13 protein-coding genes are annotated in these 12,222 nt (G+C 67.3%); 2 read left to right on the forward strand and 11 right to left on the reverse strand.

The features are described from left to right. Nucleotides 1-28: 28 nt before the first annotated feature. Genes V3596_RS20375 through V3596_RS20385 form a run of 4 tightly spaced genes read right to left on the reverse strand, consistent with a single transcriptional unit; the run spans nt 29 to nt 1,962 of the window. Entirely contained in the window at nt 29-295 is a 267-nt protein-coding gene (locus V3596_RS20375; RefSeq protein ID WP_416383999.1) for an inner membrane CreD family protein, read from the reverse strand. A 3-nt stretch (nt 296-298) separates the two neighbouring features. Continuing rightward, complete coding sequence (locus tag V3596_RS21760) at nt 299-448, reverse strand: hypothetical protein (protein WP_416384000.1); 150 nt, start codon at nt 446-448, stop codon at nt 299-301. A 51-nt stretch (nt 449-499) separates the two neighbouring features. Next, entirely contained in the window at nt 500-1,138 is a 639-nt protein-coding gene (locus V3596_RS20380) for a MarC family protein (RefSeq protein ID WP_334279668.1), read from the reverse strand. Nucleotides 1,139-1,179: 41 nt separating this feature from the next. Beyond that, nucleotides 1,180-1,962 carry a helical backbone metal receptor gene (locus V3596_RS20385; protein ID WP_334279669.1) on the reverse strand — a complete coding sequence of 261 codons (783 nt, stop codon included), beginning with the start codon at nt 1,960-1,962 and terminating at the stop codon, nt 1,180-1,182. Nucleotides 1,963-2,177: 215 nt separating this feature from the next. Between V3596_RS20385 and V3596_RS20390 the strand changes: the two genes are divergently transcribed. After that, entirely contained in the window at nt 2,178-2,672 is a 495-nt protein-coding gene (locus V3596_RS20390; protein WP_334279670.1) for an RNA recognition motif domain-containing protein, read from the forward strand. Nucleotides 2,673-2,759: 87 nt separating this feature from the next. On the opposite strand, the gene V3596_RS20395 is transcribed toward V3596_RS20390, so the two are convergent. From V3596_RS20395 to V3596_RS20415, 5 genes are all read right to left on the reverse strand, one after another. Next, entirely contained in the window at nt 2,760-5,030 is a 2,271-nt protein-coding gene (locus tag V3596_RS20395) for a carbohydrate binding family 9 domain-containing protein (RefSeq protein WP_334279671.1), read from the reverse strand. Nucleotides 5,031-5,285: 255 nt separating this feature from the next. Continuing rightward, on the reverse strand, nt 5,286-6,062 hold the full coding sequence (locus V3596_RS20400) for an SDR family oxidoreductase (RefSeq protein ID WP_334279672.1): 777 nt from the start codon (nt 6,060-6,062) through the stop codon (nt 5,286-5,288). 4 nt (nt 6,063-6,066) lie between these two features. Further along, nucleotides 6,067-6,735, reverse strand: a complete 669-nt coding sequence (gene lptC / locus V3596_RS20405; protein ID WP_334279673.1) for an LPS export ABC transporter periplasmic protein LptC — start codon at nt 6,733-6,735, stop codon at nt 6,067-6,069. Continuing rightward, complete coding sequence (locus V3596_RS20410; protein ID WP_334279674.1) at nt 6,732-7,310, reverse strand: KdsC family phosphatase; 579 nt, start codon at nt 7,308-7,310, stop codon at nt 6,732-6,734. The genes lptC and V3596_RS20410 overlap by 4 nt, the downstream gene beginning before the upstream one ends. A gap of 85 nt (nt 7,311-7,395) precedes the next feature. Then, the gene (locus V3596_RS20415; RefSeq protein WP_334279675.1) at nt 7,396-8,385 is read right to left on the reverse strand and encodes a KpsF/GutQ family sugar-phosphate isomerase; all 990 of its coding nucleotides are present in this window, start codon (nt 8,383-8,385) and stop codon (nt 7,396-7,398) included. Nucleotides 8,386-8,468: 83 nt separating this feature from the next. Here V3596_RS20415 and V3596_RS20420 point away from each other — a divergent pair, with 83 nt between their 5' ends. Further along, a complete protein-coding gene (locus V3596_RS20420; RefSeq protein WP_334279676.1) occupies nt 8,469-9,176 on the forward strand; it encodes a phosphatase PAP2 family protein in 708 nt (235 codons plus the stop codon). Between the two features lie 48 nt (nt 9,177-9,224). On the opposite strand, the gene V3596_RS20425 is transcribed toward V3596_RS20420, so the two are convergent. Together V3596_RS20425 and V3596_RS20430 are read right to left on the reverse strand one after the other, a co-directional pair. After that, on the reverse strand, nt 9,225-10,496 hold the full coding sequence (locus tag V3596_RS20425) for a Glu/Leu/Phe/Val family dehydrogenase (protein ID WP_334279677.1): 1,272 nt from the start codon (nt 10,494-10,496) through the stop codon (nt 9,225-9,227). 510 nt (nt 10,497-11,006) lie between these two features. Next, on the reverse strand, nt 11,007-12,221 hold the full coding sequence (locus tag V3596_RS20430; RefSeq protein ID WP_334279678.1) for an ABC transporter permease: 1,215 nt from the start codon (nt 12,219-12,221) through the stop codon (nt 11,007-11,009). Between the last annotated feature and the right edge of the window lies 1 nt (nt 12,222).

The raw sequence follows: 12,222 nt of genomic DNA on the forward strand, positions 1-12,222 counted from the left end.
GAGCAGCCAGCGAGCGGCAAGCGGCCTATCACCGAGTCGAGAGCGTCGGCGTTGTGCCGGCGCCAAGCTTGTACCAGTCGAGCCTGCGCGTCAGCGTCATGACAGCCGCCAGCAGGGCAAACAGCAGGAGCGAGCCGATCACCAGGGCAGCCTGCTCCAGGCGCAAGAGCACGAACAGCGCGGCGGAGCCATAGGCGAGTCCGAAGCTCAGGTGCTCCGACAAGCTCAGGAGAAGCAGGAAGAACAGGCTCAAGGCCAGGCCCACGGTGATGAAGGTCAGCGCAATGAAGAGCACGCCCTACTTGATCGCGCGGTCGCTCATCACGAAGGGGTTGACCGGGTCGAACAGCGCCAGGTCGGGTGGCGCTTGCTGCAGGCGCTGGCGGGCTTCGGTCAGCCAGCTGAAATGCTCGACGTCCAGGCCCACGCGGCGCAAGGAAAACCGCATGGTGTCGGCAATCGCCGGGGCATCCTCCAGCAATAGAACACAGGACCCAGCTCAGTGGCCCGCGGCCGAGCTCAGGATTGGGAACAGCTTCTGCAGACCGTCGGCCAGCAACTCAACGGCCAGGGCCGCGAGGATCAGGCCCATCAAGCGGGTCATGATGTTGATGCCGGTCTGGCCCAGCACCTTGGCGATGCGGCCGGAAGCCGAGAAGACTGCGAAAGTCACCAGCCCGACGACCACGCCATAGCCCACCAGCACGCCAAGCTGCCACCACTGCTGGGTCTGCTTGGAATAGATCACCATGGTCGAGATCGTGGCCGGGCCTGTCAGCAGCGGGATGGTCAGCGGCACGACGGCGATGCTGGCGCCGGCATCGACCTTGTGCGCGCCCTCGCTCACGTCTTCCTTGCGGCCTTCGGCCGGCTGCGCATTGAGCATCTGCAGGGAGCTGATCAAGAGCAGCGTGCCGCCGCCAACCTGGAAGCTGGCCAGCGAGATGCCGAAGAACTCGATGATCTTCATGCCGAAGAGCGCGCTCAAGGCGATCACCACGAAAGCGGTGAACGAGCTGACCACGATGGTGCGGCGGCGCTGCTCGCGCGTGAAGTTCTGCGTGAAATGGATGAAGAAGGGCACCACCCCGACAGGGTTGACGATGACCAGCAGGGCGACGAGGGGCTTGAAATCCATGAGGCAATTGTCAGTGCAGCCAGAGACGCATCGGCCGGGTTCTATCCCTGAGTCGCCAGCCGGCGCAGATAGGCCAGCCCTGGAGCCGCTCTCGGCCCGTACCAGCTCAGCAGTTCACCATCCACCAGGCGCACGTGGGCATTCGGGCACAGGGCCTGCGCCTCGGCCAGGTGGGAGGCGTCGAAGCGATAGGGCTCCGAGCTCAGGAGCAGCTCGTCAATCCCGGCCAGCCAGGGCTCATCGCCATTCAAGGCCGGATAGCGGGCCGCGCCATGCTCGCCGCCCTCGACAGGCGGCCAGGTCTGCCAGCCGACCTGGGCCAGCATGCGGGCGATATAGGTGTCGCGGGCCACGGTCATCCAGGGCGCTCGCCAGATCAGATAGAGCGCCCGGCGCGCCGGCCAGGGGCGCGCTGCACAGGCGGCCAGCTCGTTCTCCAGAGCCCTCCGCAAGGCCGCCGCCCGATCAGCCACGCCCGGCAAGTGGCCGAACAGGGCCAGCATCTGGTCCAGCAGGGCGAGGTTGTCCTGCGGCGCGTTCGGATGGGTCACGACGATATTGGGCACGAACTCGCGCAGCGCCGTGACTGTTTCCAGCCGGTTTTCATCCACATTGACCAGCACATGGCTGGGCGCCAGGCGGCGCAGCTTGGCCAGGTTCACATCCTTGGTGCCCCCAATCTTGGGGATGCTCGCCACGGCCGCGGCCGGGTGGATGCAAAAGCCGGTGCGAGCCACCAGCCAGGGCGCCAGGCCGAGCGCCACCAGCAGTTCGGTCAGCGAGGGCACCAGGCTGGCAATGCGGATTTCGGGGGGCTGGGTCATGGGCCGCGCATCTTAGCCAGCAGGCCCGCACTGCGGGATCGGCCCGACCGGGTTATCTCTAGGCACGAAAAACAACACTCGCCGTGGGCGTTGTATGGATCGCTGGACCCCTCACCCATAATCGGCTACCTGTGTCTGGACGCCGCACCTTCGCTTGAATGGTTCACGTGGGTTGAAAGTCCGCATGGTTTTTTTGGTATTGAAAGGGCTTCCCCATGGGAAACAAGCTTTATGTGGGCAATCTGGCCTACAGCGTGCGTGACGAATCGCTGCAAGAAGCATTCGGTCAATTTGGCACTGTGACCTCTGCAAAGGTCATGATGGACCGCGACACCGGCCGTTCGAAGGGCTTCGGCTTCGTCGAAATGGGTTCGGATGCCGAGGCTCAATCGGCAATCAACGGCATGAATGGCCAGGCCCTGGAAGGCCGCGCCATCGTCGTGAACGAAGCACGTCCTCGTGAAGAGCGTCCGGGCGGCTTCGGCGGCGGCGGCCGTTCGGGCGGCGGCGGCTTCGGTGGCGGCGGTGGCCGTTCCGGCGGCGGCGGCTACGGTGGTGGCGGCGGTGGCGGCTACGGCGGTGGTGGTGGCGGCGGCTACGGCGGTGGCGGCGGTGGCCGTTCCGGCGGTGGCGGCTACGGCGGTGGCGGCGGTGGCCGTTCCGGCGGTGGCGGCGGCTACGGCGGCGGTGGCCGTTCCGGCGGCTACTGATACAGGCCGATCAACCCTCACGGGTTGATGCACAGGCAAGAAGGCGCTCCTCGGAGCGCCTTTGTCGTTTCTGGATCGCCCGCAGCCTCAGTTCGACCAGGCCCAGACCAGCTTGGCAAACAGCTGGCGCTGCCAGGGCTCGCGCGCAGACTCGCGCGCCTGGCTGGCACCGACGCTCAGGATGCGGCCATGGCCCACGCGACGCTGCAACACCAGCGAGTCGCTGCCACCCTGCTCGTCCAGCGCCGCCAGCACCCCCTCGGCGCGCCGCCCCGCATGGCTGCGCTGACTGATCAGGCGCAAGGAATCGCGGGCATCGAAGTGAACGACGGCCAGGGTCTGGCTGTTGCGCTCGCTCAGGCTGCGTTGCCCGGCCGGGTTGTTGACCCAGCCCTGCCCCAGCTGCTGCTCCAGCTCCAGCCACCACGATTGCGGCAAGGCAAACCGGAACTTGGCCTGCATCACGAGGTTCATGCCGCTGCCCAGGCGATCCGCCTCGACATCCAGCCGACGCCCCCACTGCAGCTCGGCATGCAGCAGGCTCAGCCAAGGCGCCGGATTGGACTCCAGCCCGATGTTCACGGTGCGCGGCGCATGCAGCGCACCGCCTGAGCGCGCCCGCTGCTGTCCCAGGCCCAGATGACCCCAGACACCCGTGTTGCGCGCCGTGGCGAACCAGAAACCCGGCTCCAGCAGGCGTTCGATCACCTCACCACCGCGCTGTTGCGCGCCATCGGCCAGCGCCTCGGTCTGCGCGAGTTTCAACTGCGCTTCCAGCTCGAACAGCGGCAGGCCCGCCATCTCGCTTGCGCCCAAGCGGCGCGCCAGTTCGCTTGAAGCACGCCGGATGCCGGCCTGCGGCACGAAGCCGTTGTCATTGGCAAAGCGTGGCGTGATCTCTTCCAGGTGCAGCTGGTTGATCCATTCGGCAGAGCGGTGCTGCCAGGCCAGCCAGAGCTTGTGACCGCTTTCACTGGCGCTGCGCACGGCCCGGCCTTCGCCGTCAAACGCGGCCGTGCTGGCGGACTGCAGCCAATGGCCCCGCAAGAGATCGGACTCGCCCGTCCGCCAGCTGAAGTCGCTGCCGACGACACGATTGAACGCGCCGCCGCCATAGCCGCGCTCGGAGGCGAGCAAGCCCAGGCTGGCATTGCCGAGCTGTTGTCGCCCGCGAACAAAGCTCGCCTGTGAATGGCCGCGGTAGGCATGGGCAGCGGTGGCATAGGCCGCCGGGCGCAGCACATCGCCACCGCCGGCATCGCGCAGGCTCAGGCCCACAGCATCGGCCGAGGCGCCCCGCCAGGTGGCGCGCAAGCCCCAGTCAGGGTCACTGATGGTGCGCGAATAGAACGCCGCCAGGCCATGCGCCTGGCCCGACTCGTCCGGCTGGCTCTGGCCGACCACGTCGGTGCTCTCCAGGAAGAAGGGCCGCTTCTCCTGCTGGAACAGCGCGAAGCGGGTGTTGGCGGCCATCTGCGGCGCGTCGGATTCGATCTGCGAGAAGTCCGGGTTCAGCGTCGCATCGATCACCCAGTCGGCGCGCGGCCGCCACTTCAGCTCGGCTCCCAGCGTGGCCTTGCCGCTGCCTTCAGCGCGGCGCCAGGTCAGCTCGGGCCGAATGCTCAGGAAGCTGCGCTCGCGCACCTGCTCGACCAGGTCGCCCAGACCTTCCAGCGCTTGCAGCTCGGCGATGAAGTTCAGGGCGTCCTTGGTCAGCGTTGGCGGGCTGACCATCAGATTCGCGTCCTCACGCGGCACGCTGCGCGTGAGCATCACGCGCCAGGGCTCGCCCCCGCTGTGCGGGAAGCGCAAGGCCGCCAGGGGCCAACGCAGCTCGACGCTGTAGCCATCGGGCAAGCTTTGCACCGCCGCCTGCACATCGAAGTCGGGCGCCAGGTCGTCGCTGTCGTCATCGGCGATGAACACGCCATCCGCCAGCGAACCCGACGCGCCCACGCGCACGAACTGCGCCGCGCGCCGTCGCCCAACCGGGTCGATGACGACCGAGACATAGTCCTGCTCGAGCCCGACTTCATCGCGCCGGCTCAGCGGCGCGCGGATGCGCCCGGGCTCCGGGTCGTAGGCACGGATTGCAAAAGTGAGCGCATGCTCGTCGGCAATCACTTGCACGGTCGTGCGCCAGCGGGCCGGCTGCCGGTCTTCGGGCAGGAACTGCACAAAGCGCTCGTAGACCGGCGCCGCGCGCCAGAGCGGCTCGTCCAGCCGGCCGTCGATCTGCAGCGCGGCCTGGCCGGCCTGGCGCAGCGCGCGCATCGAGGCGGCCGCCGGCTCGGGATCGGCCGCCCATGCGCTGCCGCCCAGCCCCATCACGAGGGCCGTGGAAAAAAACTTGTTCATGATTCAGGAAACCAAGAGAGTGGCCCGCGCCGCTTGCGTGCGCCGGGCCAGGTTCGGGGTCGGCCGCGCTGCCTTCAGCAACAGGCGGGGCCGGACTCGCGGATTCGTCGGGGAGCGGACGAATTCTCAGCAGGGATGCAGAACCTTGATCATCTGGGCCTCCTTGCGCCGCCATGGCCGGCGCTTCTCTTGAATGGCGCGCAGTGTAGCCAGCCCGCGACGGGCCTGCCAAGGGTCATGGTTACGGCTTTTTTCTTACTCGCCCTGACGGCGCTTGCGCGGCCGGCCGGCCAGCGCCTTGTCGAACAGCCAGTTGGGCAAGAGACGCATCAGCTTGGCGACCACGCCCATCTGCCATGGGATCGTGCGGTAGCTCGCGCCGGCCTCGATGGCCGCGAAGGCACGTGCAGCGAAGTCTTCGGGCTGCATCAGGAAGGGCATGCCGTAGCGGTTCTTGCGGGTCAGCGGCGTGTCGATATACCCGGGCAGGATCGTCACGACCTGCACGCCTTGCGGCCGGCATTCGCCGCGCAGGCTTTCGCAATAGCTGATGACGGCGGCCTTGCTGGAGCAATAGCCCGCATGGCCCGGCAGGCCGCGTATGCCGGCCACGCTGGCGATGCCGACCAGGGTTCCCGAGCACCGCTTGTTCATCGGGCCGATGAAGGGCTGGAAGGTCGCGGCCAGGCCGATGTTGTTGGTTTCATAGATGGCGCGCATCACTTCGATGTCCTCGAACTCCGCGCTGTCCATGCCGATGCTGATGCCGGCATTGGCGATCACCACATCGGGCAAGCCTTGATTGGCGATGCAGGTGCGGCCGGCGGCAGTGATCTCGGCGATGTCGCGCACGTCGGCGCCATAGACGGCGAAGCGCTCCGGTGCCAGGCCCTGCTCGCGCGCCCAGGCCTGAAGCTCGGCCGAGCGGCGGGCCACCAGCGCCAGCCGCCAACCCGCCCGGTAGTAGTGCAGGGCCAGGGCCTGGCCGATGCCGCTGGAAGCGCCGGTAATGAAGACGAGTCTTGCCGTCATGCCATCAGTCCTGCTTGCGCGCGCCAGGCGGATCAAGGCGTGCCGTGCTGCGCCCCTTGAAGGTCAGCCGGCCCTTGAGGTTGTCGTATTCGAAGTTGTGCAACTGCAGCTCGGTGTTGCCGTAGTTGACGCGCACCGGCAGGTGCGAGCGCAGCCGCTCGGTATGCAGGAAGGCGTGCAGGAACTCGCCACGCACTTCCAGGCCGGCACGCTGCTGGCCGGCCGCCATGCGCTGCAGGGTCACGTCGCCGAGCAACTGCATTTCGCTGCCGTCGGCGTTGCCGATGGCGCGCTTGGCCGAGGCCACGGTGATGCTGCCGTCCTGGCCGATCGAGCGCAGACGCACGCCGTCAATCTCGACCGTGTCGGTGTCAGGGTAGTGGCGCATCTCGCGGCCTTCGACCTCGACGCGCATCGCGCCCTTGGGGTCGAAGCGCTGCAGGCCGAAGCCCTGCATCGAGTAGTCGGGCTCATGCTTCAGCGGCGCCTCCGTCTGCGCATCTTCAGGCTGCGGCGAATTCTTGATCAGCCAGGAAGTGCCCGCCGCCAGGAACACCAGCAGCAGCAAGGGCAGATAGGCCGACAGCACCGATTGCAGCCGCCACACCCAGGGCTTGTTGCTGACCGGCCGACGCGGCCCGGCCGCCGGAGCCAGGCGGGCGGCCGGATTCAAGCCTTGCCCCCGTCCAGCGTTTCCAGATGGCTGTTCAAGAGCCCGGCATAGCGGCCGTTGGCCATCAGGAGCAGGTCGCAGAATTCGCGCGCGGCGCCATGGCCACCGGGCGCTGCAGTCACGTGATGAGCAAGGGCAATGACCTCGGCATGGGCCTGGGCCGGGGCGCAGGCAAAGCCGGCGCGTGTCATCAAGGGCAGGTCGGGCCAGTCGTCGCCCATCGCCGCGACTTCATTCCATTGCAGGCCCAGCGCCTGCAGAACCGGCAGCGCGGCAGCGAGCTTGTCCTTGGCGCCATAGACCGCATGCTTCAGGCCCAGGTCCGCCACGCGGCGGCGCACCGCCGGCGAATCGCGCCCAGTGATGACGATGGGCACGATGCCACCTTCGGCCAGCAGCTTGAGGCCGTGGCCGTCCAGCGTGGCAAAGGCCTTGAAGGCTTCGCCTTCTTCACCGATATAGATGCGGCCATCGGTCAGCACGCCGTCCACGTCGAAGATGGCGGCTTTCAAGCCAAGGCCTGGGCCTTGGGCCTTGAGCAGCAGTTCGGGCGGGAAAACAAGAGCAGCTTTCATACGAGTTGACCCCGCGCCCGCACGGCCGCCCGAAGGGCGCGGCGGCCCCCTTGGGGGGTGGCGACCAAAGGGAGACTGGGGGCCATCAAATTACCTTCGCACTCATCAGGTCGTTGATGCTGATCGCGCCCTGCAGCGTGTTCTGCTCATCGACCACCAGCACCAGCGTGATGCGGGCGGTTTCCATCAGCTCGGCGGCGTCGACGGCAAGAGCCTCCGCGCGGATGGTGCGCGGGCCCTTCTTCATCACGTCAGTGGCCTGCAGCGAGCGCAGGTCGCGGCCGCTTTCAACCAGGCGGCGCAGGTCGCCGTCGGTGAAGATGCCCAGCACCTTGTCGGCCGCGTCGACGATGACAGCAGCGCCCAGCGCCTTGGCCGACATCTCGCGCATCATCTCGGTGAAGCCGGCATCCAGCCCCACGCGCGGCAGTGCGTCACCGCTTCGCATCAGGTCGCGCACATGGGTGAGCAGCTTGCGGCCCAGCGCACCACCGGGGTGGGAACGGGCGAAGTCTTCCTCGCGGAAACCGCGCGCGTCGAGCAGGGCCACGGCCAGCGCATCGCCCAATGCCATCTGCGCCGTCGTGCTGGCGGTGGGCGCGAGCTTCAAGGGGCAGGCTTCTTCGGCGACGGCGCTGTCCAGCACCACGTCGGCATGGTTGGCCAGGCTCGATTCGGCACGGCCGGTCATGGCGATGATGGGCACGCCCAGGCGGCGCAGCACCGGCAGGATGGCATTGAGCTCGTCACTCTCGCCCGAGTTGGAGAGGGCCAGCACCACATCGCGCGTGGTCACCATGCCCAGGTCGCCATGAGCGGCTTCGCCCGGATGGACGAACATCGCCGGCGTGCCGGTGGAGGCCAGCGTGGCGGCGATCTTGCGGCCCACATGGCCGCTCTTGCCCATGCCCATCACCACGACCCGGCCCTTGCAGTCGAGCACGAGGCGGGCGGCGCGGGCGAACTCATCGCCCAGACGCGGGCCCAGTTCGGTCAATGCGCGGGCCTCGATCTGCAGGGCCTGGCGGGCCATTGCGACCGCTCGTGCGGCGTCGAAATTGGCAGCTTCAGTCATGGCCGGCAGTGTAGCCGCCGGGGCTGCTGGCCGGGTTTGCAGCAAGGCGGGCTTCAGCTCGGGCCGCTACGATGCGCCGCGCCATGAACGCTGCCTCTTCCACCCCTTCTACCGCTGCCACCCCTTCCGCGTTTTCGCTCAAGCCCGCATGGCTGATTGCCGGCCTGGGCCTGCTGGCCCTGCTCGCCTGGGATGCCGGCGGCCTCGACCTCGCCGTCATCCGTCCCTGGGCTGGCAGCGACGGCTTCCCCTGGCGCGAGCATTGGCTGACGCGTGACGTGTTCCATCAAGGCGGCCGCGCGCTGGCCGGCCTGGTGATTGCCTTCATGGTCGTGCTCAATCTGTGGCGCGGTCTCCTGCTGGCCATGACACGCCGAGAACGGCTCTGGTGGCTGGGCACTTCGCTGGTGTGCCTGCTCCTGATCCCGCTGCTTAAACGCCAGAGCCTGAGCAGCTGCCCCTGGGACCTGAACGAGTTCGGCGGCATGGCGCAGTACGTCTCGCATTGGCGCTTTGGCGTGGCCGATGGCGGCCCCGGCCACTGCTTCCCCTCGGGCCACGCCAGCTCGGCCTTTGCCTTTCTCGCCGGCTTCTTCGCGATGCGCCGCGCCTACCCGCAACTGGCGCGAGGCTTTCTGGTCGGCGTGCTGATCTGCGGCGCCTGCTACGGCTGGGCGCAGATGGCGCGCGGCGCCCATTACCCGAGCCATACGATGTGGACGGCGTGGATCTGCTGGACCCTGACGACGGCCAGCGCCCAGTGGCTGCTGAGCGGCAAGCGGTCGCAATAAGAAAGCCCGCCGAAGCGGGCCTTGTCTGTCCGGGCCGAGGCCGGGATTTCAGGGATACAGACCGCGCTCTTCACGCGCCTGCAGCACGCGGGTGCAAGCCACGACGAAGGCGGCGGTGCGCAGCGAGATGCGGTGCTGTTCGCTGGTTTCCCAGATGTGCTTGAAGGCGCCGGTGATGATCTTGTCCAGGCGGACGTTGATCTCGTCTTCGGTCCAGAAGAAGCTGGAGAAGTCCTGCACCCATTCGAAGTAGGACACGGTCACGCCACCCGAATTCGCGATCACGTCGGGCACGACGATGATGCCGCGGTCGGCCAGCACGGCATCGCCGTCCGGCGTGGTCGGGCCATTGGCGCCTTCCAGCACGATCTTGGTCGAGAGGCCTTCGGCGCGCTCCTTGGTGATCTGGCCTTCGAGGGCGGCCGGGATCAGCACGTCGCTCTTGACCTTCCAGAAGTCGTCGTTCGCGATCTTGTCAGCGCCCTTGAAGCCGCCGACGCCACCGGTGGCCGCCACATGGTCCAGCAGGTTCTGCATGTCCATGCCCGACTCGTTGAGGATGGTGCCGGTGTGGTCTTGCACGGCCACGATCTTGGCGCCGTTGGCGGCGAACAGCTTGGCGGCGATGGAGCCGACGTTGCCGAAGCCTTGCACCGCAACGCGGGCGCCTTCCATCGGCACGTTCAGGCGGCGCATCGCCTCACGGCCGATCACGAACACGCCGCGGCCGGTGGCCTGCACGCGGCCCAGCGAGCCCCCCAGCGGAATCGGCTTGCCGGTGACGACACCGGTCGCGGTGGCGCCGGTGTTCATCGAGTACGTGTCCATCATCCAGGCCATGATCTGGCCGTTGGTGTTCACGTCGGGCGCCGGAATGTCCTGCTGCGGGCCGATGATGATGCCGATTTCGCTCGTGTACCGGCGTGTAACTTTCTCAAGCTCCTTCAGCGACAGCACCTTCGGATCGAGGCGGATGCCGCCCTTGGCGCCGCCGTAAGGCAGGTTCACGGCCGCGTTCTTGATCGTCATCCAGGCCGACAGGGCCATCACTTCTTCCAGCGTGACGTCGGGGTGGTAGCGCACGCCGCCCTTGCCCGGGCCGCGGGTCAGGCTGTGCTGGACACGGTAGCCCTCATAGTGGGCGATGGTGCCGTTGTCGAGCTCGATGGGGATGTCGACGATCAGCGCGCGCTTGGGGCGGCGCAGCGTCTCGACCCAGCGTGCCAGATGGCCGAGGTACGGCTCGACGGCGTCGATCTGGGACAGGTAGGTACCCCAGGGACTGTTGCGCGTGGGCGAAACGAAGGACAGGTTGGGCATGTACTGCTCCGTAATTTTCGGTGGCGCGAACGGTATCGCGAACCGGGTGCGGCGCGCCAGCCTCGGCCGCAGCCTTGTTCACATGCGCCTATGCGCCTTGTGCATAGGGCGTCCGAGTTTGCGCTTTGGCAAGGCTTTGCGCAAACAAATGCACGGATTGACGGCATGCGGCACGTTGCGGACTCTTGCCTTCTTCCTCGAAGGTGCGTCGAAGATCAGGCCGCCAGCGGGTTCCCCTGCGCTCGTGTCCCCCGGCCCTGGCTGCGCCAGGTCCTCCTCCTTTACCTCGCTTCGGGAAACCCACTGCCGACCTGATCCGCACCACTGTGGCCTTCGCCTGGTGGCATGCGCAGGTTCGGCCGAGGGCGTCGGGTGAGGGTTTGGGCGAGGTAAAGGAGGAGGATCGGGCGAAGCCCGGTCCGGGGGACAGGAGCACAAGCCCTCACCCGATGGCCTCGGCAGCGCGAAAGAAGGAAACAGCATTTGGCTGCTATGTGCCGCAAGCCGCCCTCAGTCCTGCCTCAGGCACTCAATCGGCAGCAGCTTGCTCGCCCGCCTGGCCGGGTAGTAGCCGAAGAATAAGCCGACGCTCGCCGCAAAGCTCACCGCCACCACCATATGGCGCACGGCCAGGGGCATGTCGAAGTGGGCGAAATGGCTGATCGCCGCCGCTGCACCCCAGGCAAGGCCGAGGCCCGCCAGGCCGCCGAGGATGCAAAGGACAACAGCCTCGACCAGGAACTGCGCCAGCACATCGCGCGGCTTGGCGCCAATGGCCATGCGGATGCCGATTTCGCGCACCCGCTCGGACACGCTCACCAGCATGATGTTCATGATGCCGATGCCGCCGACGATCAGGGCAATCGCGCCGATCAAGCCCATGCCCAGTTGCAGCCCCTTGGCGATGGAGGCGCCGGCCTTGGCGATGCCGGCCAGGTCGATGGTGCGGAAATCGTCTTCACGATCACCGGTGATGCGGTGGCGGTCGCGCAGGAGTTCGGCGACGTCCATCTCCACGTCACTCATGGCCGTGCCTTCACGACCCTGCACCGTCAGCGCATTCACGACGCCGGGCAGCAGCCGTTCGCGGCTCGGCGCCGCGGTGATGGGCACCAGCATCAGCTCGCCCTCGTCATTGCCGTTGAGGCCCTGGCCTTCGGTGGCCAGCACACCGATCACGGTGTAGGGTCGGCCATCGAGTCGCACCGACTGGCCGATGGGATCCCGGCCGGCGTAGTACTTCTTGGCCAGCTTGGCGCCGATCAGCAGCACGCGCTTGCCGCTGCGCACGTCGTTGTTGTCGAAGCTCACGCCTTGCTCGACCGGCCAGTTCTTCAAGCTCAGCATCTCGGGCGTGACGCCGAGTACCGAGAGGTTCTCGTTGTCACTGCCGAAGTGCGCCTGCACGAAGCCGCGGATCTCAGCCGCCGCGAGCTTCACCGAGGGCAGTTGCGCGATCGCCTCGGCGTCGCCCAGCGTCAGCGCCGGTCGCTTGCCCGAGGTGCGCACCGCGCCTTCGGTGGCCGCAGCCGGGAACACCAAAAGCTGGTTGCGGCCCAGGCGCGAAAGTTCCTTGTCGATGAAGGCGCGCATCCAGTCGCCGGTGGCCATCATCATCACCACCGAGGTGATGCCGATGATCACACCGAGGATGGCCAGGGCCGAGCGCAAGCGATTGGCGCGCAAGGAGCGCAGCGCTTCAAGAGTGAGTTGCCAGAAGCCCATG

Origin of the sequence: Roseateles microcysteis (assembly GCF_036880965.1) — a bacterium.
Taxonomy (GTDB): domain Bacteria; phylum Pseudomonadota; class Gammaproteobacteria; order Burkholderiales; family Burkholderiaceae_C; genus JAUASW01.